Annotated in this window: 18 protein-coding genes and 1 pseudogene; 8 read left to right on the top strand and 11 right to left on the bottom strand. The window is 67.7% G+C overall.

The features are described 5' to 3' along the window. Positions 1-105: 105 nt before the first annotated feature. Entirely contained in the window at positions 106-2,325 is a 2,220-nt protein-coding gene (locus FIV50_RS04780) for an NADP-dependent isocitrate dehydrogenase (protein ID WP_140038631.1), read from the bottom strand. Between the two features lie 179 nt (positions 2,326-2,504). On the opposite strand from FIV50_RS04780, the gene FIV50_RS04775 reads away from it, so the two are divergent. The 7 genes from FIV50_RS04775 to FIV50_RS04745 all read left to right on the top strand — a co-directional run bounded on the left by FIV50_RS04775 (position 2,505) and on the right by FIV50_RS04745 (position 11,193). Then, positions 2,505-2,963, top strand: coding sequence for a GNAT family N-acetyltransferase (locus tag FIV50_RS04775; protein WP_140036437.1), 459 nt, complete (start codon positions 2,505-2,507; stop codon positions 2,961-2,963). 209 nt (positions 2,964-3,172) lie between these two features. After that, entirely contained in the window at positions 3,173-4,186 is a 1,014-nt protein-coding gene (locus FIV50_RS04770; protein WP_140036436.1) for a LacI family DNA-binding transcriptional regulator, read from the top strand. A gap of 124 nt (positions 4,187-4,310) precedes the next feature. After that, on the top strand, positions 4,311-5,618 hold the full coding sequence (locus FIV50_RS04765; RefSeq protein WP_140036435.1) for an ABC transporter substrate-binding protein: 1,308 nt from the start codon (positions 4,311-4,313) through the stop codon (positions 5,616-5,618). A 58-nt stretch (positions 5,619-5,676) separates the two neighbouring features. Continuing rightward, on the top strand, positions 5,677-6,642 hold the full coding sequence (locus tag FIV50_RS04760; RefSeq protein WP_140038630.1) for a carbohydrate ABC transporter permease: 966 nt from the start codon (positions 5,677-5,679) through the stop codon (positions 6,640-6,642). Continuing rightward, positions 6,642-7,529, top strand: a complete 888-nt coding sequence (locus FIV50_RS04755) for a carbohydrate ABC transporter permease (RefSeq protein WP_140036434.1) — start codon at positions 6,642-6,644, stop codon at positions 7,527-7,529. Before FIV50_RS04760 ends, FIV50_RS04755 begins: the two co-directional genes overlap by 1 nt. Continuing rightward, complete coding sequence (gene yicI / locus FIV50_RS04750) at positions 7,529-9,763, top strand: alpha-xylosidase (protein ID WP_140036433.1); 2,235 nt, start codon at positions 7,529-7,531, stop codon at positions 9,761-9,763. Before FIV50_RS04755 ends, yicI begins: the two co-directional genes overlap by 1 nt. Continuing rightward, a complete protein-coding gene (locus FIV50_RS04745) occupies positions 9,760-11,193 on the top strand; it encodes a GH1 family beta-glucosidase (RefSeq protein WP_140036432.1) in 1,434 nt (477 codons plus the stop codon). The genes yicI and FIV50_RS04745 overlap by 4 nt, the downstream gene beginning before the upstream one ends. A gap of 47 nt (positions 11,194-11,240) precedes the next feature. Here FIV50_RS04745 and FIV50_RS04740 read toward each other — a convergent pair whose 3' ends face one another. From FIV50_RS04740 to FIV50_RS04705, 8 genes are all read right to left on the bottom strand, one after another. Then, the gene (locus FIV50_RS04740) at positions 11,241-12,044 is read right to left on the bottom strand and encodes a hypothetical protein (protein WP_140036431.1); all 804 of its coding nucleotides are present in this window, start codon (positions 12,042-12,044) and stop codon (positions 11,241-11,243) included. Between the two features lie 111 nt (positions 12,045-12,155). Then, entirely contained in the window at positions 12,156-13,970 is a 1,815-nt protein-coding gene (locus tag FIV50_RS04735; RefSeq protein ID WP_140036430.1) for an ABC transporter ATP-binding protein, read from the bottom strand. Then, a complete protein-coding gene (locus FIV50_RS04730; RefSeq protein WP_140036429.1) occupies positions 13,967-15,898 on the bottom strand; it encodes an ABC transporter ATP-binding protein in 1,932 nt (643 codons plus the stop codon). Before FIV50_RS04730 ends, FIV50_RS04735 begins: the two co-directional genes overlap by 4 nt. Before the next feature lie 372 nt (positions 15,899-16,270). Beyond that, positions 16,271-16,768, bottom strand: a complete 498-nt coding sequence (locus tag FIV50_RS04725) for a methylated-DNA--[protein]-cysteine S-methyltransferase (RefSeq protein WP_140036428.1) — start codon at positions 16,766-16,768, stop codon at positions 16,271-16,273. Further along, on the bottom strand, positions 16,765-18,264 hold the full coding sequence (locus FIV50_RS04720; protein ID WP_140036427.1) for a DNA-3-methyladenine glycosylase 2 family protein: 1,500 nt from the start codon (positions 18,262-18,264) through the stop codon (positions 16,765-16,767). The genes FIV50_RS04725 and FIV50_RS04720 overlap by 4 nt, the downstream gene beginning before the upstream one ends. Before the next feature lie 154 nt (positions 18,265-18,418). Next, positions 18,419-20,026, bottom strand: coding sequence for a bifunctional phosphoribosylaminoimidazolecarboxamide formyltransferase/IMP cyclohydrolase (purH, locus tag FIV50_RS04715; RefSeq protein ID WP_140036426.1), 1,608 nt, complete (start codon positions 20,024-20,026; stop codon positions 18,419-18,421). Between the two features lie 41 nt (positions 20,027-20,067). Further along, the gene (gene purN / locus FIV50_RS04710; RefSeq protein ID WP_140036425.1) at positions 20,068-20,655 is read right to left on the bottom strand and encodes a phosphoribosylglycinamide formyltransferase; all 588 of its coding nucleotides are present in this window, start codon (positions 20,653-20,655) and stop codon (positions 20,068-20,070) included. Positions 20,656-20,698: 43 nt separating this feature from the next. Continuing rightward, positions 20,699-22,102, bottom strand: a complete 1,404-nt coding sequence (locus FIV50_RS04705) for a cell division protein PerM (protein WP_219846256.1) — start codon at positions 22,100-22,102, stop codon at positions 20,699-20,701. Between the two features lie 91 nt (positions 22,103-22,193). On the opposite strand from FIV50_RS04705, the gene FIV50_RS04700 reads away from it, so the two are divergent. Beyond that, positions 22,194-23,651, top strand: coding sequence for an NCS2 family permease (locus FIV50_RS04700; RefSeq protein WP_140036424.1), 1,458 nt, complete (start codon positions 22,194-22,196; stop codon positions 23,649-23,651). A 130-nt stretch (positions 23,652-23,781) separates the two neighbouring features. On the opposite strand, the gene FIV50_RS17640 is transcribed toward FIV50_RS04700, so the two are convergent. Both FIV50_RS17640 and FIV50_RS17875 read right to left on the bottom strand, forming a co-directional pair. Next, entirely contained in the window at positions 23,782-24,039 is a 258-nt protein-coding gene (locus FIV50_RS17640; protein ID WP_181164394.1) for a hypothetical protein, read from the bottom strand. After that, positions 24,040-24,168: pseudogene (locus FIV50_RS17875) on the bottom strand (DUF2510 domain-containing protein); the annotation flags it as partial. Positions 24,169-24,204: the final 36 nt, after the last annotated feature.

Below are 24,204 nucleotides of genomic sequence, written 5' to 3'. Positions count from 1 at the left end.
CGGCGCATCGCCGACTCGGAAGGACACGGCCTTCCGGGCTCGCGGAGAACGACGAAGGAGGGGCCGGATGCTCGCGCATCCGGCCCCTCCTTTCTTCGATCCGTGTCAGCTCAGTGCGTCGACGATGCCGTTCAGCGTCGTGGACGGGCGCATGACGGCTTCGACCAGTGCGTCGTCCGGGCGGTAGTATCCGCCGATCTCGACAGGCTTGCCCTGCACGGCGTTGAGCTCGGAGACGATCTTCTCCTCGTTCTCCGAGAGCGTGGCGGCGATCGGCGCGAACGACGCCGCGAGCTCGGGGTCCTTCGTCTGCGCCGCGAGCTCCTGCGCCCAGTACAGGCCCAGGTAGAAGTGGCTACCGCGGTTGTCGATCGTGCCGAGAGCGCGACCAGGAGAGCGGTCTTCTTCGAGGAAGGTCCCGGTCGCGGCATCCAGCGTCTCCGCGAGGACGCGGGCCTTCTCGTTGCCCGTGCGGTCGGCGAAGTGCTCGAGCGATGCGGCCAGCGCGAAGAATTCGCCCAGCGAATCCCAGCGCAGGTAGTTCTCCTCCACGAGCTGCTGCACGTGCTTGGGCGCAGAGCCGCCGGCACCGGTCTCGAACAGCCCGCCGCCGGCGAGCAGCGGGACGATCGACAGCATCTTGGCGCTGGTGCCGACCTCGAGGATCGGGAACAGGTCGGTGAGGTAGTCACGCAGCACGTTTCCGGTCACCGAGATGGTGTCGAGGCCGTGACGCATGCGCGCGAGCGTGTAGCGGGTGGCCTCTTCGGGGGCGAGGATCGTGATCGTGAGCCCCTTGGTGTCGAGCGTCGCGAGACCCTGGTGCACCTTGGCGATGATCTGCGCGTCATGCGAGCGGTTGGCATCGAGCCAGAACACCGCAGGCACTCCCGACGCACGAGCACGCGTGACCGCGAGCTTGACCCAGTCCATGACCGGGATGTGCTTGGTCTGCGTCGCGCGCCAGATGTCGCCGGCGCCGACCTCGTGCTCGATCAGCACGGTGCCCTCGCTGTCGAGCACCTGGACCGTGCCGGGAGCGGCGATCTCGAAGGTCTTGTCGTGGCTGCCGTACTCCTCGGCCGCCTGGGCCATGAGCCCCACGTTCGGCACGGTGCCGATCGTGGCGGGGTCGAGCGGGCCGTTCGCGATCACGTCGTCGATGACGGCCTGGTAGACGCTCGCGTACGACGAGTCGGGGATGACCGCGAGCGTGTCGGCCTCGCCGCCGTCCTCGCCCCACAGCTTGCCGCCGTTGCGGACGAGCGCGGGCATGGAGGCGTCGACGATCACGTCGCTGGGCACGTGCAGGTTCGTGATGCCCTTGTCGGAGTTCACGTACGAGACGCGCGGGCCCTCGGCGAGCGCGCGGTCGAAGGCTGCGGCGATCTCTTCGCCGCCGGCGATGGCGCCGAGACCCGAGAGGATCGACCCGAGACCGTCGTTCGGGTTGAGGCCCGCCTCGGCGAGCTTGTCACCGTACTGAGCGAACACGTCCTTGAAGAACACCCGCACGACGTGGCCGAAGATGATCGGGTCGCTGACCTTCATCATCGTGGCCTTGAGGTGCACCGAGTAGAGGATGTCGTCGTTCTTCGCCGTCTCCATCGTCTCGGCGAGGAATGCGTCGAGGTGCGCGGCCGAGAGGAACGTGGCGTCGATGATCTCGCGCGGGAGAACCTTCAGCCCCTCCTTGAGGATCGTCACCGTGCCGTCAGCGGCGGTGTGACGGAAGCTCAGGACGTCGTCATGGGCGGCGACCCAGGAGCGCTCGTTGTGCTTGAAGTCATCGTGACCGAGCGTCGCGACGCGGGTCTTCGAACCCTCCGCGAACGGCTTGTTGCGGTGCGGGTGCTTCTTGGCGTAGTTCTTGACGGCCAGAGGCGCTCGACGGTCGCTGTTTCCCTCGCGCAGCACGGGGTTGACCGCGGAGCCCTTGATGCGGTCGTAGCGTGCACGGACGTCCTTCTCCTCGAGGGAGGTCGGCTCGTCCGGGAAGTCGGGGATGTCGTACCCCTGGGACTGCAGCTCGGCGATCGCGCCCTTGAGCTGCGGGATCGAGGCCGAGATGTTCGGGAGCTTGATGATGTTCGCCTCAGGGAGCGTCGCGAGTCCGCCGAGTTCGGCGAGCGAGTCGCCGACCTGCTGCTCGGGCGCGAGCTTCTGCGGGAATGCGGCGAGGATGCGTCCGCCGAGCGAGATGTCGCGGGTCTCGACCTCGATGCCCGCCTGTCCCGTGTAGGCCTTGATGATCGGCAGGAAGGAGGCGGTGGCGAGAGCCGGAGCCTCGTCCGTGTAGGTGTAGATGATGGCGTCGTCGGTCACCAGGAGGTTCTCCGTTCGCGAGGGCATATTTGTCTCGATACCAAGATACCTGAGGCGCTCCCGGCGCACGTTCGCCGCGAGGAGGCGCTGACATCGACTTCCGGCATTCCGCGGTGGGGCACCCCTGACGAAAGTCGAGGTTTCTGCACGGGACCCTTGGGAGGGGCTAGCCTGTGACTATGTCCGAACTGCGCATGGTGGAACTCTCCGCTGCGACGATCGTCGCCGTGAACAACCTGTCGCTCAAGCCCGGACAGGAGCAGTTCCTCGCTCCGGTGTCCTACGGCATCGCGGCGACGGTCATCAACCCGCAGACCTCCTGGCAGCGGGTCGTCCTCGAGGACGACCAGGTCGTCGGGTTCGTCAGCGCGAACTTCGACGCCGAAGCTCCGGAGGAGCACTTCCGCTCGGTGCTGTGGCGCATCAACGTCGACGCCGAGGGCCAGGGCAAGGGCGTCGGCCGCTTCGCGGTCGAGAGCCTGATCGAAGAGGCCCGTGCCCGCGGCTTCGATCACGTCAACGTCATCTACGAGGCCGGAGAAGACGGCCCCGAGGCGTTCTTCCTGCGCGTCGGGTTCACCCCTGTCGGCGAGACCGAGTACTCAGAGGTCATCGCCCAGATCCGCATCACTTCGTAGACCGGCGGCGGGGTCTCGAATCCCCTCCCCCATCGAGGCCCCGTCGCCCTGTCCGGTGATGCGATGGGACCGCTCCCGGACTTTGGACACGAATTTGTTGCGGTTGGCCACAAAAGGGTTGCGCGCGGCGTCCGGCTCTGCCTATCATCGCTTTCGGAAGCACGAGCGAAACGCTTCGACGATGAACCGATAGCGACGATGGAGTCCTGATGACGACGATTCACGAGGTGGCCGAGGCTGCCGGAGTGTCGATCAGCACGGTCTCCTATGCGCTCAGCGGCAAGCGTCCGGTCTCGGAGAAGACACGTCGGCGCATCGAGGACGCGGTGCAGACGCTCGGCTACGAGCCCGACGCCGGAGCGCGGATGCTGGCCGGCCGCCGTACCCAGATCTTCGGACTCACCGAGCCCCTTCGCGCCGACACGCATGCCCCCACGCACATGGCCTTCGTGCTCGCGACAGCCGTCGCCGCCCGTCGCCGTGGCTACGACATCCTGCTGCTGACCGACGAGCAGGCATCCGAGGGGATGAACCGCGTCGCCGCGAGCAACCTGGTCGACGCCATCCTCGTGCTCGACGTCGCGCCGGACGACGAGCGAGCCGAGATCGCCCGATCCCTACGCTCCCCGACCGTCTTCATCGGGATCCCGGACGACGCGCACGGTCTGACCTGCGTCGACCTCGACTTCGAAGGCGCAGGGCACCTCGCCGTGGATCGCCTGGCCGATGCCGGGCACACCGCGGTCACGCTGCTCGGGCAGACCGAGGTCTCGTACCGCAAGTCGAACTTCCCCCGACGACTGCTCCTCGGCGTGCAGGACCGGGCCGCCCAGCGGCGAGTCGACCTCGACTGGGCGACGACCGGCGTCACGACGACCGATGCCTCGGCAGTACGCGCCGCAGCTGAGCTGGCGCTGAGCCGGGGCGTCCGTGCATTCATCGTGCATGCCGTCGGCGACGTGCATGAGACCCTCCTCGAGACGATCGCCGCCCACGGACTGACGGTGGGCGAGGACGTGTCGGTGATCTCGGCCGCAGCATCGTTCGACACCTCCTCACTAGCCGTTCCGATCGACACGATCCCGCTCGTGCCCCAGAAGTCGTGCGAGCTCGCCGTCGATCTCGCCGTGCGGCGCCTCGAAGATGCGGGCATGCCCGCCCAGATCCATCTCATCCCGCCCGAGTACCACCTCGCCGGATCGGTCGCTCCCGCTCGGGAGTGACCGCCCGCGGAGAACCTAGCCGCATCACCGTTGTCGAAACGCTTCGACGACTACCTCATCACAACTGAACACCCGACCCACTGAAGTGTCCGGCCCCAGGGCCACTGAGAAAGGAGTGCCGACGATGGCACGCACCACACGCAGGACGAAGACGCTGGCGGCTCTCGCCGCGCTCACCGCGACAGGCATCGCGCTGAGCGGCTGCACCGCCGGTTCGGCAGACGAGGGCGGCGACGGAGACACCCTCAAGCTCTGGCATTACGAAGGCGCGGACAGCGCCATGGGCAAGGCCTGGGCCGAGGCGATCGCGATCTTCGAAGAGGAGACCGGGGCCACGGTCGAGTTCGAGGAGAAGTCCTTCGAGCAGATCCAGAAGACGGCCAGCCAGGTGCTCGACACCGACGCCGCGCCCGACCTCATGGAATTCAACAAGGGCAACGCGACCGCCGGGTTCCTCGCCTCCACAGGGCTCATCTCGGACATCTCCGACGCCGTCGAGGAGTACGGATGGGACGAGAAGCTCGCTCCCTCGCTCCAGACCACCGCGAAGTACTCCGACGACGGCGTCATGGGCGGCGACACCTGGTTCGGTGTCCCGAACTACGGCGAGTTCGTGGGCGTCTACTACAACCAGGATGCGTTCGCCGCGGCGGGGCTCGAGATCCCCACCACGTACGACGAGTTCGTCGACGTCCTCGACGCGTTCGTCGCGCAGGGCGTCACCCCGCTCGCCGAGGCCGGCGCCGAGTATCCGCTCGGACAGCTCTGGTACCAGCTCGCGCTGCTCGAAGGCGACCGCGGCTTCGTCGACTCCTACCAGCTGTACGACGGCGAGGTCGACTGGCAGGGCCCGGAGGTCACCGCAGCGTCCGAGACGCTCAAGGACTACATCGACAAGGGCTACATCGCCTCGGACGTCTCCTCGGTCAAGGCTGAAGACGCCGGTGTCTCGTTCATCAACGGCACCTCGCCCATCTTCGTGTCGGGTTCCTGGTGGTTCGGTCGCTTCGTCTCCGAGGCGACCGGCTTCGACTGGACGATGACCGCGTTCCCGGGCGCCGACCTCTCGCTCGGCTCATCCGGCAACCTCTGGGTCGTCCCCGAGAACGCGGCGAACAAGGAGCTCGCCTACGAGTTCATCGACATCACGATGCGTCCGGAGATCCAGGCGATCATCGGCAACAACGGCGGCCTCCCGGTCGCGGCAGACACCGCCGACATCACCGACGAGAAGAGCGCGGCACTGATCGAGACGTTCAACGGCGTGCTCGACGCCGACGGGCTCGCGTTCTACCCGGACTGGCCCGCGCCCGGCTTCTACGACGTGATCGTGCAGGAGCTCCAGGGTCTGATCACCGGCACGCAGGATGCGGAGACCACCAACACGAACCTCGGCGAGCAGTACGACGAGGGCACGTCCGAATTCCGTTGATCCGCCCGCGGGGGCGACGACTGCACGGCGTCTCCCCCGCATCCTCCTGGAGATGAACATGTCACTCGTCACCCGACGCGAGGGCCGCACGAAACTGCCGCCCGAAGAGCCGTCGATCCCGCAGCGCAGCGGCGGGACCGGGGCCTACTGGTTGTATCTGCTCCCCGGCTTCGTGCTTCTGCTCGTCGTCGTCATCGTCCCGCTGATCTGGAACGTCTATCTGACCTTCACCAAGTGGAAGGGAGTGCGCGCGCCCGAGTTCATCGGCCTCGAGAACTGGCAGAAGATCCTCACCGACAGCGACTTCTGGACCTCGTTCACGAACTCGGTGTGGATGATCATCGCCATGGTCGTGGTGCCGACGATCGTCGGTCTGATCGTCGCCGCCCTGCTCTTCGACGTGGTCGGTCGAAAGTTCGGCGGCAAGGTCGGCAGCTTCCTGCGCGCGACCTACTACCTCCCGCAGATCCTGCCCATCGCCGTCGCCGGCATCGTGATCGGCTGGATCGTCCGGCCGGGTGGCGACGGCGCGCTCAACCAGATCCTCGGATGGTTCGGCATCCCCGCCTACGACTGGCTCGGCCAGATGCCGTCAGCCCTCATCGTGCTGATGGTCGTCATGGTGTGGGTGCAGCTCGGCTACCCCGTCGTCGTCTTCATGGCGGCGCTCCAGCGCGTCGATCCCGAACTGTACGAGGCCGCCGAGCTCGACGGCGCGAACTGGTTCCAGCGATTCACCGCGATCACGATGAGCATCATCCGCCCGGAGATCTTCGTCGTGACGCTCACCTGCACGATCGCCGCCCTCAAGGTCTTCGGCCCCGTGTACATCATCACGCGCGGCGGCCCCGCGGGTGCCACCCTGGTGCCCGCGTACTACGCCTATCAGGAGTTCTTCACGAAGCGGAACGTGGGCTACGGCGCGACGATCGCGACCGTGCTGACCATCGTCGTCGTGATCGTGTCGATCATCTTCATCCGCGTGCAGAACTCCCTCGAGCGCAAGGAAAGGGCGGGTCTCTGATGCACGCCACCACCGCCATCGTCACCGGCAAGCCCGCCCAGAGCCGCCCGCGCGGCGGCATGACCAAGAAGCGCCCCGTCGACTGGCTCATGCTCGCGCTCGTCGTGATCGGCGCGCTGCTGGTCATCGCGCCGTTCTACCTCGTGCTGGTCAACTCGTTCAAGTCACCGGTGGACTACGCGACGTCGGGCCCTCTCGCCTTCCCCGAGACCCTGGACTTCGGCGGGATCATCAAGTTCTGGGAGCGCGTGAACTTTCCCGAGAAAGTCTGGAACTCCATCTTCATCGCCGGCATCGTCTCGGTGCTCGCCGTCGGGATCTCGATGCTCAACGCCTTCGCGATCGGCATCGGCCGCGTCCGCGGGCGCAGTTGGATCGTGCTGCTCTTCCTGCTCGCCAACCTGCTGCCTCAGGAGGCGCTGCTCTACCCGCTGTACTACATGTTCAAGTCCGTCGGCCTGTACGACAACGTGTGGTCGGTGATCATCGTCTTCACGGTCATCCAGGCGGCTTTCGGCACGTATCTCCTGTCGTCGGTCTACGGCACGTTCCCCAAGGAGATCCTCGAAGCGGCGTCCATCGACGGTGCGAGTCGCTGGCAGATCCTCTGGCGGATCGTCTTCCCGATCAGCCGCCCGACCCTGTCGGTGCTGCTGATCTTCTTCTTCATCTGGACGTGGAACGAGTTCCTGATCCCGCTGACCTTCCTCGCATCCTACGCGAATCAGACGGTCCCCGTGGCGATCAGCGTGCTGCAGGGCGACCGGCTCATGGACGTCACGACCACGAGCGCGTCCGCGCTGCTCGGCATCATCCCCACTCTCATCTTCTTCCTCATCTTCCAACGCACCCTCACACGCGGCATCACGGCAGGAGCAGTCAAGTAATGAAGTTCACCGACGGGTTCTGGCAACTGCGTCCAGGGGTCACCGCGCTGTATGCGCAGGAGGCCTACGACATCGCCGAGACTCACGACACCCCCGACGGGCGGGGCATCGTCATCACAGCGCCCACCATGGTGATCGCCAAGCGCGGCGACACTCTGAACCGGCCCGTGCTGACGACCACGCTCTCGTCTCCCGCCGAAGGGATCGTGCGCGTGCGCATCGCGCACCACGAGGGCGGACGCTGGCATGGGGGGTTCGGCCTCCCCGGAGCAGGATCCGGGGAGGCATCCGTGTCGATCACCGAGGCGGGCGGCGTCATCGACGCCGGTTCGCTCGTCGCGCGGATCACGCCGGGTGCGCCATGGGGCCTCGCATTCGAGGTCGACGGCAGACGCGTGACCGGAAGCGGGCACAAGGCCCAGGGATACGTGCGACTCGCCCCGGACGCGCAGGTCGATGCCGGCATCGTCGACAATGCCCGACAGGGCGGATCGACCCCGAACGGATCCGTCTTCGTGCACGAGCAGCTCGACCTCGCAGTCGGCGAGCTGATCTACGGTCTCGGCGAGCGCTTCGGGCCGCTGGTGAAGAACGGTCAGTCGGTCGACATCTGGAACGCCGACGGCGGAACCTCCAGCGAGCAGGCGTACAAGAGCATCCCGTTCCACCTCTCGAATCGCGGCTACGGCGTGCTCGTGAACGACCCCGGCCACGTGTCGTACGAGATCGGTTCCGAATCGGTCGAGCGCGTGCAGTTCTCGGTCTCCGGTGAGGTGCTCGAGTACTTCGTCGTCGCGGGTCCGACGCCGAAGGATGTGCTGGGACGCTACACCGCGCTCACCGGGCGACCACCGGTTGTTCCTGCCTGGTCGTACGGGCTCTGGCTGTCGACGAGCTTCACGACCGACTACGACGAGCAGACCGTCAACTCGTTCATCGACGAGATGGCGGCGCGCGAGCTGCCGGTGTCGGTGTTCCACTTCGACTGCTTCTGGATGCGCGAGTTCAACTGGACCGACTTCGTCTGGGATTCCCGGGTTTTCCCCGACCCCGAGGGCATGCTGTCGAGACTGCACGACAAGGACCTGCGCGTCTGCGTCTGGATCAACCCGTACATCGCGCAGCGCTCCCCCCTCTTCCGTGAGGCGGCCGAGCAGGGCTACCTCGTAGTGCGCCCCGACGGATCGGTCTGGCAGTGGGATCTCTGGCAGGCGGGGATGGGACTCGTCGACTTCACCAACCCGGATGCGACCGCCTGGTACCAGGCGAAGCTCCGCGACCTGATCGCGCAGGGCGTGGACTGCTTCAAGACCGACTTCGGCGAGCGCATCCCCACCGAGGTGGTCTGGGCCGACGGCTCCGACCCCGAGCGCATGCACAACCTGTACACCGATCTCTACAACCGAGCGGTGCACGATGTGCTCGTCGAGGCGCGAGGCGCCGACGATGCCGTGCTGTTCGCGCGCTCGGCGACCGCCGGAGGGCAGAGCATGCCGGTGCACTGGGGTGGTGACTCCACATCGACCTACGCGTCGATGGCCGAGACTCTGCGCGGTGGGCTCTCGCTCGCGCTCAGCGGCTTCGCCTTCTGGAGCCACGACATCGGCGGGTTCGAGGGCACTCCGGATGCCGGTGTGTTCAAGCGCTGGACGGCCTTCGGCCTGCTCGGCTCGCACTCGCGCTTCCACGGATCGAGCTCGTACCGGGTGCCGTGGGCGTTCGACGAGGAGGCCGTCGAGGTGACGAGGCGATTCACGCACCTCAAGATGCAGCTGATGCCGTACCTGTATCAGCAGGGCATCATCGCATCACGGACAGGTCTGCCCGTGATGCGACCGATGCAGCTGGAGTTCCCCGACGACCCGGCCGTAGGCTACCTCGACCGGCAGTACATGCTCGGCACCGACCTGCTCGTCGCGCCCGTCTTCTCGGAGGACGGATCGGTGGACTTCTACCTGCCGGAGGGCGAGTGGACGTCGCTGCTGAGCGGCGAGACAGTCTCGGGCGGGGGCTGGCGCCGAGAGACCCACTCGTTCGACTCGCTTCCGCTGTATGTGCGACCGGGCACGGCGCTCCCCTGGGGCGCCCGCGCCGACAGGCCGGACTACGACTATCACGATGGCCTGCGACTGCGGGTGTTCCCCGGCGGATCGGGCTCGGCGTCCGTGACCGTGACGAGCCCGGACGGCCGTGAGAAGATCTACGAAGCCGACCTGACGGAGGTGACCCGGTGACTCTTTCCCCCGCCGACGACTACCGCGGATCCGGACTCGTGCTGCCCGAGGGCTTCACATTCGGATCGGCGACAGCCTCGTACCAGATCGAGGGTGCGGCCGACGAGGACGGCCGGACGCCGTCGATCTGGGACACGTTCAGCAGGACACCGGGCAAGGTGTGGAATGGCGACACCGGCGACGTGGCCTGCGATCACTACCACCGCGTCGACCAGGACCTCCATCTGATGTCGGACCTCGGACTCCAGGCGTACCGTTTCTCGATCGCCTGGCCGCGGATCGTGCCCACGGCAGATGGCGGCATCAACCAGGCGGGCATCGACTTCTACTCGCGTCTCGTCGATGGACTGCTCGAGCGCGGCATCAAGCCGGTGGCGACCCTCTATCACTGGGACCTCCCCCAGTACCTCGAAGACGCAGGCGGATGGACCTCCCGGTCGACGACCGACGCCTTCGAGCGATACGCGTCGATCATGGGCGCGGCGCTCGGCGACCGGGTGCACACGTGGACCACGCTCAACGAGCCCTGGTGCTCGGCCTATCTGGGATACGGGCAGGGCGGTCACGCGCCGGGCCGACACGAGCCGGCGTCCGCTCTGGCCGCCGTGCACCATCTGAACCTCGCGCACGGGCGTGCGATCCAGGCACTCCGCGCAACGTCGACCGGCGACCCCGACTACTCGGTGACGCTGAACTTCCATGTGCTGCGCGGCGTCGGCGATGGAGCCGACGAGGCCATGCGCCGGATCGACGCTCTGGCGAATCGCGCGTTCACGCATCCGATGCTGCGCGGCGAGTACCCCGCGGATCTCCTCGAGGACACGGCCTCGGTCACGGACTGGTCGTTCGTGCACGACGGCGATCTCGCCACCGTCCATCAGCCGATCGATGTGCTCGGAGTGAACTACTACTCCACCGCGACGGTGCGGCTCTGGGACGGGGTCTCGGAGAAGCAGCAGAACGACGGGCACAAGGGCACGGCCGGAGGCACCGCATGGCCGGGCAGCGATCAGCTGGTCGAGTTCGTCGAGCAGCCGGGGCCCTACACGGCGATGGGGTGGAACATCGCACCGGAAGGGCTCGAGGAGCTGCTCGTCTCACTGTCGGAGCAGTTCCCCGCCCAGCCGCTGATGGTCACCGAGAACGGTGCCGCGTTCGATGACGAGGTCGCTGACGACGGCTCGGTGCCGGATCCCGAGCGCACCGACTACCTCCGACGCCACTTCACCGCCGCGCATCGTGCGATCCAGCGGGGCGTCGATCTGCGCGGCTACTTCGTGTGGTCGCTGCTCGACAACTTCGAGTGGGGCTACGGCTATGCCAAGAGGTTCGGCATCGTGCGCGTGGACTTCGACACCCTCGAGCGCACCGTCAAGGACTCGGGGCACTGGTATCGCGAGCTCATCGCCTCACGCACGATCGGGGCCTGACCCTTCGGATGGAGCACCGGCCGCCGCTTCCTCATCGGAGGCGGCGGTCACTGCTTGCCCGGCCGCTTGCGCTCGTTCCACGCTGCGATGGCCGACGCGGCGGCACCAGCGGCACGATCGATCGCCTCCGCCGAGCGGCTGAACACGTCGTGCGCGGCGTCCTGCCAACTCGACGATGCTGACGTCGTCTCGCCCGCCTGCACTCTCGCGGCGTGCTCGGCAGCCTCGAAAGCGCGCTCGAGGTCGGCGACGGCGTCGCGGTACGCGGCGAAGTCCTCAGCACTGACCCGCCCGGTGGCGGCGCGGCGCATCTCAACGGCGCGCGCTGCCGCCCGGAGATACGCCGCTGTCGCGGGCTGTCTGACGTCGGTCATCGCCGGGTACGCGATCTGCAGGCCGGCATCGGTCTCGTAGTTCATCCAGCGCACCACGATGGCTTCATGCTGCGCCTGGAGGCGCTCGAGGGGGCGGGGTGCGGATGCTGCGGGGATGGCCGCGCGCGCGGCGTTGAGGCGCACCTGCTTCGCGCGGACGTCTGCGGCAGCGGCCTTGGCGTCGTTCTCCTTCGCGCGCAGCATCCGCTTGGCGCCGGCCACCTGTTCCTGGGTCGCGCGCCGAGCACTGCGTTCCGCGGAGATGCGGACGACATCGGCCCGAGCGAGCTTGACGGCCATCCGTCTTTCGACCGCCGCCTGCCGGGCAGCCTTGAGATCATGCCGAGCCGCGTCGTACTCGAGCCTGCGGCCGCTCCTCGTGCTGCGACGACGCAACCCGACCGCCCCGGCGGCGACCCCTCCGGCCGCGACGGGCGCGATCCACCACAACTCGACGGCGAGAAGCAACGGATCCATACTTCGATGCTACCCAGGCCTGCGCCTCACCGCTCCGCCGTCTCCACGGCGAACCACCGAGGCCACGACCGGTGATCGGTCGTGGCCTCGGTGTTCAGGAATCGCGCTCGTTCACACCAGCGTCTGCTGCCAGGCGGCGTGCAGCTGCGCGAACTTGCCCGTGCCGCTGATGAGCGCCTCGGGAGTGTCATCCTCGATGATCTTCCCGTGCTCCATCACCAGCACCCGGTCGGCGATCGCGACCGTCGAGAGACGGTGCGCGATGATGATCGCCGTGCGGTCCTTGAGCAGCGTCTGCAGCGCGTCCTGAATCAGACGCTCCGAGGGGATGTCGAGCGATGCGGTGGCCTCGTCGAGGATCAGCACCGCAGGGTCGGCGAGGAACGCGCGGGCGAACGAGATCAGCTGACGCTGACCTGCCGACACGCGACCACCGCGTTTGTTGACGTCGGTGCCGTAGCCGTCGGGCAGCGAGGAGATGAACTCGTCCGCCCCGACCGCGCGGGCAGCCGCACGGATCTCGTCGAGCGAGGCGTCGGGCTTGCCGAGCGCGATGTTGTCGGCGACGGTTCCGCTGAACAGATACGCCTCCTGCGTCACCATCACGATCGCGCGGCGGAGATCCTTCGGATGCAGCTTGCGCAGGTCGACCCCGTCGAGGGTCACCGTTCCGATCGACGGGTCGTAGAACCGGGAGATCAGCTTCGCGAGCGTGGACTTTCCCGCTCCGGTGGTGCCCACCAGCGCAATGGTCTGCCCCGCCGGGATGTCGAGCGAGAAGTTCGGCAGGATCGTCTTCTCTCCGTTGTAGCCGAACGTCACCTCATCGAACTCGATGTGTCCTCGCGACTCCCACAGATCCACCGGCTTCTCGGGATCCGGAACCGTCGGCACCTCCTCGAGCACGCCGGACACCTTCTCCAGCGCCGCCGTGGCGGACTGGTAGGAGTTCAGGAACATCGCGATCTCCTGCATCGGAGCAAAGAAGTTGCGCACGTAGAGCACAGCCGACAGCAGCACGCCGACGGTGAGTGCCCCCTCGGACACCCGGATGCCGCCCCAGAGCACGACGATGCCGAGCACCAGAGCCGCGACGCCCATCAGACCGGGCTCGAACGTGCCGAACAGCAGCATCGAGCGTCGGTTCACGTCGCGGTACTCCCCCGCGATCTTCTGGAACGCCTCGTCATTGCGCGGCTCCTTGCGGAACGCCTTGACGGCACGGATGCCCGTCATGGTCTCGACGAACTGCACGATCACCTTCGCGCTGATCACGCGCGACTCTCGGTAGACGAGCTGCGAGCGCGAGTAGAACCAGCGCATCAGGAAGAACAGCGGGATTCCACCGATCGCCAGGATGAGACCGGACTGCCAGTCCCAGATACACAGCGCGATGAAGGTGAACAGACCGAAGAGCACGCCGGATACGAGCTCGTTGAGCCCACCGTCGAGAAGCTCCTTGATCGAGTCCAGGTCGCTCGTCTGTCGCGAGATGATGCGACCTGACGTGTACGACTCGTGGAACTCCAGGCTGAGGCGCTGAGTGTGCAGGAAGATCCGCTTGCGGAGGTCGAGCAGCACCGCCTGAGTGAGCTTGGCCGCGATGATGACGTACCAGGCGATCATCGCCGCCGCGACAGCACCGGCGAGGAGGTAGATCCCGCCGATCATGAAGGTCGGCATCCAGTCGGCGCGCTCGATCACGGCGGGCAGGGCCCGGTCGAGCCCGATGCTGATCAGGATCGGGCCGGCGACCTGGAGCGCCGTCGAGATCACGAGCACCACTGCGGCGAGCAGGACCCGCCGCTTCAACGGGCGGACGAGTGAGCCGAGGAGGCGCAGCGACCGTCGCCGGATCGCGCGGCTCTCCTCCTTGGTGTAGCTGGAGCGGTCTTCGTCCTGGGTTCCGGTGATCGCGGAGCTCATCGCTGCACCTCCTTCTCGGTGATGATGTCTTTTTCGGCGGCATCCTCGCGGATCCCAGCCTGAACTGTGGCGTCGATCTCGGCCTGCTCATCGCGGATGATCGGGATCGCGCCGGTACGCGCCGCCTCCTCGGCCTCGAGGCTCGAGATGACATGCCGGTAGTGACGGCTCGTCTTCAGCAGTTCGCTGTGGGTTCCGACGGCGGTGACCCGGCCGGCTTCGAGCAGCGCCACGCGGTCGGCGAGTGCCACGGTCGAGGGCCGGTGCGCCACGATCATGGCCGTGGTGTCGGCCAGCACGTGTCGCAGGGCCTCTTCGACGAGCGCCTCGGTGTCGACGTCGAGCGCCGACAGCGGGTCGTCGAGCACGAGCACCTTCGGGTTGGCGGCGACGGCCCTGGCGAGCGCCAGACGCTGTCGCTGTCCGCCCGAGAGGCTCAGTCCCTCTTCGCCGATGACGGTCTCGACACCCTCGGGCAACGAGTCCACGAAGGCCGCCTGAGCGACGTCGAGCGCCTCGCGCAGCACACGCTCGGCCTCCTCACTGTGCACGTCGAGGTCGGCGCGCCCCAGCAGCACGTTCTCACGAACGGTCGCCGAGAACAGGGTGGCGTCTTCGAAGGCCATCGCGATGTGCTGGCGCAGTTCAGCGAGCGGCAGATCCCGCACGTCGACGCCGTCGAGCGTAACCCGCCCGCCGGTGACGTCGTAGAGACGCGTCGGCAGCGTGGTCAGCGTGGTCTTGCCGCTACCGGTCAGACCGACGAGCGCCATCGTCTCGCCGGGTCGCAGCACGAGGTCGATGCCGTCGAGCAGGTCGCGCTCATGCGCTCCTGCGTCCTGGTACCGGAAGTGCGCGGCCTCGAAGGCCAGCTCGCCGCGGGGCTCCGCGATGTGCACCGGGTTCTCGGGGTCGGTGATGGAGTTCGTCTCGGAGTAGATGTCGAACACGCGATCGGTCGCGGTGCGCGCATCGAGCATGAACGAGAACAGGAAGCCGATCGACTCGATGGGCCACCGGAGCACCACGGCCATGGCGAAGAACGCGAACAGCTGCGCCTCGTCGATCTCACCCTGCGAGATCAGCCAGATGCCCGACATCAGGCTGAGGCCGAAGGCGATCTGGGGCATGAGGTCGAGCCAGAACCAGATCGACGCGATCGCGCCTGCCTTGCTCATCTCGGTCTCGCGCAACGTCTCGGCCTGGCGGCTGAAGCGGCCGAGGGCGTGCTTGCCCCGGCCGAAGGCCTTGAGCACGCGGATGCCGTGCACACTCTCCTCGACGCTCGTCGCGAGGTCTCCTGCCTGGTCCTGGCTGCGGCGTGTGAGCGCGCCGTAACGCTTCTCGAAGAGGTAGCCGCGGATCCACAGCGGGATGGCGGTGACGATGAAGATGACGCCCAGCAACCAGTGCCAGCGGAAGAGCAGCACCGAGCCGATGATGATCGTCAGCACGTTGACCACGAGCAGCACGAGACCGAATGCCAGCCAGCGGCGGATCAGGCCGATATCCTGCATCATGCGGCTCAGCAGCTGACCCGACTGCCAGCGGTCGTGGAACGAGACCGGCAGCGTCTGGAGCCGCGAGTAGAGCTCGGTGCGCATCTTGTACTCGACCTGGGTCGCGGGGTTGAGCACGAACTGGCGACGCAGCCAGACCATCAGCGCCTCACCGAGGGCGAGACCGAAGACCGCGAGCGCGCCCCAGGCGATGGCGTCGAGCGCGCCGGTCTGCACCGGGCCGCGCATGATCTGCTCGAGCACGATCGGAATCATCAGGGCGATGATGGCGGCGACGAGCGCGCTGGCAGCGCCTCCGGCGAGCCGCCAGATGACGGGCTTCACGAAGGGCTTCAGGCGCCACAGTGCGGCCGGCGTGGAGAGGGAGGAAGAGGAGGAGGCGTTCTGCGATGAAGGCGAGGAAGACATGTCTCTCAGACGAGTTTCGTATGGGGAAGCGGTTGCTGAAGGGGGCGGACGCAGCAAGGGACTCTCGGAGTCCGGCATCCGGTGAGGTCGTGCGTGTCGGAAAGTGGCTCTAGCGGAGCGGGCGCACCGGGGTCGAGCCGAGAGCGGCGATCTGCACAGCGGCGATCGATGTCATGGTGTCCTCCTCAGGGCTCGGCTATGTCGTCCCGGTCGGTGCGACAGCCCACCAGCCTATTCCTGTGAACAAGCTGAGCGCAAGAGAGATTCCCGATTCCTCGACGTCGTCCTCCCTCAGACGGCGTCGCATGCCGGGATACCGGTCTTGGCGACGGACGACAGCACTCCTGCGCCGGCCGACGCTTCAGTTGCGACTCACCCTCGCGCGGCTTCTCTCTCCAACAGGCTCGCCTTGACGTCGAGGCCCCAGGCGAATCCACCGAGTGTGCCATCGGAGCGCAGCACGCGATGGCACGGCACGAACAGCGCCGGAGCATTGCGGGCGCAGATCGACGCAGCGGCCCGCACCGCACGGGGGTTGCCGAGCCGCGCCGCGAACGAGGTGTAGGTCAACGGCTCCCCCGGCTCGATCTCACGCAGCGCCGCCCATCCGGCGCGCTGCAGCTCCGTGCCCGTCTGCTTCACCGCGACCGCGTCGATCGCCGAGAGGTCTCCGGCATAGAACGCGAGCGCCGCGGCTGCCGCATCGGTGTCGCGCTCGTGCACCTGGGTCGGTCGGCCCTGGCTCGAGAGTCGGGCGACGATCGTCGCCTGATCGGCCGTCCATCCCGAGGAGAGCACTCGCTGGCGCTCGTCGCTGAGGATGGTGAACGGCCCGTCAGGGGTCTCGATGGTCTGGATGATGGCGTTCATGGGGTCTCCTTCACAAGGGTGGCGGTCTGGGACGCGCGCGTCCGGCGCACAGGCCGCGCCGGTGCCGCGCGCCAGAGGTGAGCACTGAGATAGCTGCGCCACGGAGCGGCACGCTCCGCCCACGCGACGAGCGGCCGCGGATCGCCCGGGAGCCCGGATGAGGCAGCCCCTGCACGCAGTGCGACGTCACCGGGGAGCAGCACGTCGGGGTCGCCGAGCACGCGCATCCGCACGTAGTCGGCGGTCCAGGGCCCGATTCCCGGCATCGCGAGCAGCGCGGCTCGCTGCTCGAGGCCGTCGTCTCCGACCGTGAGCGGGAGCGAGCCGTCGGCGAGCGCAGCAGCAGCACCGATGATCGCCCTGATGCGAGCCCCCGGCCCGCGCAGCACCTCGGCCCCTCGCTCGGCGATCGCCGACATCGTGGGGAACAGGAGCCCCTGCTCGGTGCGCTCCCCCAGCGCCTCGGTCAGGGCCGTGAGCGCGGTGCGAGCGGCGACGACCGTGATCTGCTGACCGATCATCGCGCGGATCAGCATCTCATGCGGATCCGCCGAACCGGGCACGCGGATGCCGGGCGTACGCGCGACGAGCGGAGCGATCTCGGGGTGGGTGCTCAGCGCCTGATCGACGGCAAGCGGGTCGGCGTCGAGATCGAAGATCCGCCGCACGGTCGACACCAGCGGAGCGAGGTCGCCGAGCTGCGCGACGCGGGCACGCAGGTGCAGTCGCTCCGTCGCATCCTGAGTCACCTCGAACCACGCGGGCCCGCCCGCCATGCGCAGATGACGCGAGAACGACGTCGCTGTGGCGTCTTCGACCCCCGACACCGCACGGGCCGCCATCCAGTGGAAGATGCCGGACGCATCGAGGGGTCCGCGGTACGGAAGGACGAGGTCGATCGCGCCGGGAGAGGCCGATGCCTGCATCTTCCGGCGGGCTCTGAGCTCGCCCGGCGTCAGGTCGAACACCTCGCGGATCGTGTCGTTGCACTGCCGGATGCTCGCGAAGCCCGCAGAGAAGGCAACATCGGAGATCTGCATGTCCGTGCCGACGAGCAGCATCCGCGCTGTATGAGCCCGATGCGCCCTGGCGAGGGCGAGCGGCCCGGCACCCAGCTCGGTCGAGAGCAGCCGAGTGAGGTGTCGCGTCGAATAGCCGAGGCGCACGGCGAGGCCCGACACCCCCTCTCGCTCGACCACGCCTGAGGCGATCAGACGCATGGCGCGCGCCGCGACGTCGCTGCGCAGATCCCACGCGGGTGAGCCGGGGGCCGCCTCAGGGAGGCAGCGCTTGCAGGCGCGGAACCCCGCTTCGTGGGCCGCGGCGCTGGTCGGATAGAAGGTGACGTTCTGCGGCTTTGGCGTGCGCGCGGGGCAGCTCGGTCGACAGTAGATTCCGGTGGAGCTGACGGCCGTCACGAACTGACCGTCAAAGCGCGTGTCACGTGCGCTGATCGCGCGATATCGCTCGTCGAAGTCGGTCACGGGGAAGCTCATGGCTCCACTCTGTCATGCACCGCCGACACCGGCTGGCGGAAATCGGACATCACTGTGGAGCCCAGCTCCCGCCCTCTGCACACAGCGCGAAACCCCTCGCGCCGGCGTCGGTGCGAGGGGTTTCGGAAGCTCTTCGGCCCTGAGGCCGGCGTCCTCAGTGGAAGAAGTGACGCTCTCCGGTGAAGAACATCGTGACGCCCGCCTTGCGTGCGGCGTCGACGACCTCTTCGTCGCGCACCGAGCCACCGGGCTGCACGATCGCTTTCACGCCCGCGTCGATGAGCACCTGCGCGCCGTCGGCGAAGGGGAAGAACGCATCGGATGCCGCGACCGAGCCGGCCGCACGGTCACCGGCACGCTCGACGGCGAGCCGGCACGAGTCGACGCGGTTGACCTGACCCATGCCGACGCCGACCGTGGCGTTGTCCTTCGCGAGGACGATCGCGTTCGACTTGACGGCGCGGCACGCCTTCCACGCGAAGATCAGGTTCTCCATCTCCTCGTCGCTGGGGCGCTCGCCCGAGACGAGCTCCCAGTTCTTCGCCACAGACACGATGTCGTCGGGGAAGCGGTCTGCATCCTGCAGCAGAAGACCTCCCGAGACCAGGCGCACGTCCATGCGCTCCTGCTGCCAGTCCTGCGGCAGCTGCAGCAGACGCAGGTTCTTCTTCGCCTTGAACACCTCGAGCGCTGCGGGCTCGAACGACGGAGCGACGATGACCTCGGTGAAGATGTCCTTGAGGTTCTCGGCCATCTTGAGCGTCACGGTGCCGTTCGCGGCGATCACGCCGCCGTACGCCGACACGGGATCGCACTCGTGCGCGCGGATGTGGGCGCTCGCGATCGGGTCGAGGGCGTTGGGCGCGGTGGTCGCGATGCCGCACGGGTTCGCGTGCTTGATGATCGCGACCGCCGGCTTCACCATGTCGTACGCGGCGCGCAGCGCGGCATCCGCATCGACGTAGTTGTTGTACGACATCTCCTTGCCCTGCAGCTGCGTCGCCTGCGCGATGCCGTGGCCGCCGACGCGCGTGTAGATCGCGCCGCGCTGGTGCGAGTTCTCGCCGTAGCGCAGCGTGTTGAGAAGCTCGGCCTGGATCGTGAGGTGGGTGGGCAGGTCCTCGCCCTCACCGAGTGTGCCCTCGGCGAACCAGGAGGCGACCGCCGTGTCGTACGCGGCGGTGTGTGCGAAGGCGCGGGCCGCGAGCTCACGACGCTGCGTCAGAGTGGTGCCGCCGTTCTCGATGGCGCTGATGATGCCCGGGTACGACTGCGGCGAGACGACGATCGCGACGTTCGCATGATTCTTGGCGGCGGCGCGCACCATGGCGGGCCCGCCGATGTCGATCTGCTCGACGACGTCGTCGCCCTCGGCGCCGGAGGCGACCGTCTCGACGAAGGGGTAGAGGTTCACCACGACGAGCTCGAACGGCGCGATGTCGAGGTCGGCGAGCTGACGCTCGTGGTCCTCGAGGCGGAGGTCTGCGAGCAGACCGCCGTGGATCTTCGGGTGCAGGGTCTTCACGCGACCGTCGAGCATCTCGGCGACACCGGTGACGGCGGCGACATCGGTCACCTCGAACCCGGCCTCACGGATGGTCGACGCGGTCGAGCCGGTCGAGACGATCTGCACACCTGCGCCCGCGAGCGCCTCGGCGAGCACGAGCAGATCGGTCTTGTCGCTCACCGAGACGAGCGCTCGGCGCACCGGGACGGTGTCGCGGTCGCGGTACAGCGAATGGTCGTGGCGGGGTCCGGCCATGATGGGCTCCTTCGTGCGAGGGGGTGCGTGCGTGGATCGGTTCAGGGTGCGGGGGTCAGCGAGAGCTCGCCGGTCGCGATGCGGCGCACCACGTCGATGAGCAGTCGGCGTTCGACGGGCTTGATGCGCTCGTGCAGGCTGTGCTCGGTGTCGCCTGCGACGACCGGCACCCTCTCCTGCGCGAGGATCGGCCCGGTGTCGACGCCGTCGTCGACGACGATCACACTCGCGCCGGTCTCCGAGACGCCCGCGGCGAGCGCGTCGCGCACTCCGTGTGCGCCGGGGAACTCCGGCAGGTAGGCGGGATGCGTGTTGATCAGCCGGGGCGCGAGGTCAGCGACGAGCCCTGCGGGAAGCAGACGCATCAGGCCGCTGAGCACGACGAGATCGGCGTTCCAGACGGCGAGCTGGCGGCCGAGCTCTTCGCCCCATGCTTCGCGAGACTCGTGCTCGTGCCACGGAACCGTGAAGCTCGGGATGCCGAACTCCTCGGCGTGGGCGAGGCCGTCGGCTTCGCGGTCGGCGCCGACGACCACCACCCGCGCAGGGAAATCGGGGTGGCGAGCAGCCTCGAGGAGGGCGCGAAGGTTCGAGCCGGTGCCCGAGATGAGAACGGCGACCGTGAGCACGCACCCAGTCTATCGGGGCCGAAGTCGGGGCCCGACCCGCATGTCAGCCGACGGGATCCCCCGGGTCGCGCTTCGGCAGCCGGAATCCCCCCGCGCCATCGAGCGGCGCGGTGTCGTGGTCGGGCGATGCGTCGTGGTCGCGCGATGCGTCGGGCCAGCCGACCATCGCATCGTCGCGCTCGCTCGAGACGGTGTCGGACGCCGTCATCTCGGCGACCCACCGATCGGTGCGCTCTTCTGCGAGCTCGTCCCGGTTCCGAGGCGACAGCAGCAGGATCGCCGCGCCGAGCAGGACCTCGCCGCCCAGAGCGAGGGCGAAAGGCAGCGCCCCAGGTCCGGCTTCGGCGAGCCGCCCAGGGCCCATAGATCCTCCGGCGAGCAGGGCGGCGACCGCGGCGACCGCGGCGGTCAGCACGCCGATGCCCGCGGCGATCGCCGCCCTGGGAGCCAATCCGAGAGGCGTGCCCTCCCAGACGAGGCGCGAGCGGACGGCCCATCCTGCGAACGCTCCGGCTCCGATCGGGAGGATGATCACGATGAGCATCCAGATCGAGGTGCTCTCGGGAAGAAGGCCGAGCACGGGAATGCCCGGGACCACTCCGAGCTGGGTGCCCGCGGGAGACACAGCAGTGCCGACGCCTACCGCGAATCCGGGGCCGGCGAGCCAGGAGGCCGCCCAGACGATGATCGTGGGCAGATAGGCGAGATGCCCGAGCGTGATGATCCCGGCACCGAGCGCATCGACTCGAGCCGCCTGGAACAGCGCCACCATCTCCCCACCTCGTGCCGCGACGAGAACAGCGACGGCCAGCGCCGAGACCGCGGTGACCCCCACCACCGCGAAGGCCGCACCGCGCACCGCTGCGCTCGGCACCGGCCCCCAGTCGCCCCACGAGTCGGCGACATCGTGGATGCGGTCGAGGATGCCGCCGTCGCCGTCTTCCCAGGCGATGCGCACCGCCCCGCATACGGCGCCCACGAGATAGACGGAGGTCGGAAGCAGGATGCCCTCCGCGACGGACGTCTCGACCGCGGCGTGATGGGAGGTCAGCGCGACGCCGGTTGCGATCGCCGCGAACGCGAGAGACCCCGAGAGCGTGCCGAGCAGCCACGCGCCGGCACGGGCGGCACGGGCGCCGGAGCGAGCCGCGAACAGCAGAGTGAAGATGAGGAACGCGAGCGGGGCCACCGAGAGCGTGAAGGCGGCGGCGTCAGGCGCGATGCCTGTGGTGCGCAGCACCTCGGTCGAGACCTCGATGCTCAGCGGCACGCCGTGGCCGAACTGCCACAGTGAGCCGGTGAGCGGCCAGAGGGCTCCCCAGTCGGCCGTGACTCCGAACGAGAGCGTCCAGAGCAGGGTGAGCGGCGCCAGCAGAACCACGAGACCGACCGCCGCAGCGATAGCGGCATCGAAGGCGGCGAGGAGCGCGACGAGGAGGCGTTGCATATCGAATCGAGACTACGACGAGAACCCTGTCGTCGCCTGGGGGCGCGCGCGACTCGCGCGACACGATATCGTCGCCTGCGGAGGTTTCCCGATGACAACTGCCCCGTCCCCCACCCGCTCCACGGCCGAACCCACGAACGCCCTGGACCGCTTCTTCGAGATCAGCAAGCGCGGATCCACGATCGGCACCGAGATCCGAGGGGGTCTGGTGACGTTCGTCACGATGGCCTACATCGTGATCCTCAACCCGATCATCCTGTCCGGCTCGGCCGATGTCGCAGGCGACACCCTCGACTTCAGCGCCGTCGGCGCCGCGACCGCGCTGACCGCCGGCGTGATGACGATCCTCTTCGGTCTCATCACCCGCCTGCCCTTCGGCTTCGCAGCCGGCCTCGGCATCAACGCCTTCGTCGCGTTCTCGGTCGTCGGCCAGGTCACCTGGCCCGAGGCCATGGCGCTCGTCATGATCAACGGTCTCGTGATCGTGCTCCTCGCGGCCACCGGCCTTCGGAAGATGATCTTCGACGCTGTGCCGTTCCAGCTCAAGATCGCGATCACGGTCGGAATCGGCCTGTTCATCGCCTTCATCGGCTTCGTCAACTCGGGCTTCGTCACCGCCACCGGCAGTGCCTCCCCGCCGGTCGGCCTGGGAGTCGGCGGCTCCGTCGCGACCGTCCCGACCGTTCTCTTCATCGTCACGCTCATCGTCACCGGCATCCTGGTCGCCCGCAAGGTCAAGGGCGGGCTGCTCATCGGCCTCGTCTCGGGCACGGTGCTCGCGGTGATCGTCGAGGCGATCTGGCACCTCGGCGCCGCAGCAGACGGCAACGCCGGAGGCTGGGGCCTCACGGTCCCCACGCTCACCGGCTCGCCGTTCGGCCTGCCCGACCTGAGCCTGGTCGGCGCGGTCGACTTCGGCTTCGACTTCAGCAAGGTCAGCCTCGTCGCGATCGTGATGATCGTCTTCACCCTGGTCTTCTCGAACTTCTTCGACGCCATGGGCACCATGACCGGTCTCGCCAAAGAAGCCGGTCTCGCGAACGAGAACGGCGACTTCCCGCGCATCAAGTCGGCACTGGTCGTCGAAGGTGTCGGCGCGATCGTCGGTGGTGGTACCTCGTCGTCGTCGAGCACCGTCTTCATCGAGTCCGGAGCGGGTATCGGAGAGGGTGCGCGCACCGGCTTCGCGAACCTGATCACCGGAGGCATGTTCCTGCTCGCGATGTTCCTCACACCGCTCACGTCGATCGTGCCGACCGAGATCGCCGCCGCGGCGCTGGTGATCGTCGGAGCGATGATGATGGCGCAGATCAAGTACATCGATCTGACCGAGTTCAACGTGCTGCTGCCGGTGTTCCTGACCGTGACCGTGATGCCGTTGACCTACTCGATCGCCAACGGAATCGGCGCCGGCTTCGTCAGCTGGGTGCTCATCCAGGCGCTCTCGGGCAAGGCCAGGAAGATCAGCCCACTGCTGTGGGTGGTCGCCGCCGGTTTCGTGGTGTTCTTCGCACGAGGCCCCATCGAGGCACTGTTCGGCGTCGCCTGAGCGACACAGGAACGACGAGGGGCGGATGCGAGCAGCATCCGCCCCTCCGTCGTTCTCAGGATCAGCGGATCGGGCTCAGGTCGCCCCGGCCGCATCGGACGTGCTTATTCCGCCCGCACTCGATTCGGACTCATTGTGTGAGCTCGGCCGCGACGGGCACTTCGCGAAGCCGACGTCGCACCAGAACGACCACCACGACTGCCCCGATCGCGAAGGCGACCGCGGGCAGACCCATGGATGTGAGAAGGACTATGTTCCAGCCCCACATGACGCCGAAGACGATGAAGACGACGGCGTACATGATCGCGAGCGCGGGCCACACGATCATCATCGTCAGGAGCATCCGTCGATAGGATCCCGCGTCGAACACCCCGGACGGTCGAGCCATGTGATCCGTCCATCGGGTACCGTCCCACCACCGGGAGAGCCCAGGCGAACCCGTCGGATACCATCCCGGCGGTGCGAACGCTGTCGTGGCACCGGCAATCGGAGAACCGGGCGTCGGTGATGCGGACATCGCGCCTCCTGGGATGTGTGTCGCCGTTCCGTTGAT

It is taken from the genome of Microbacterium foliorum (assembly GCF_006385575.1).
GTDB classification, from domain to species: domain Bacteria; phylum Actinomycetota; class Actinomycetes; order Actinomycetales; family Microbacteriaceae; genus Microbacterium; species Microbacterium foliorum_B.
Note: the sequence above shows the minus strand (reverse complement) of the source record. Positions and strands in the feature narration are given on the sequence as shown.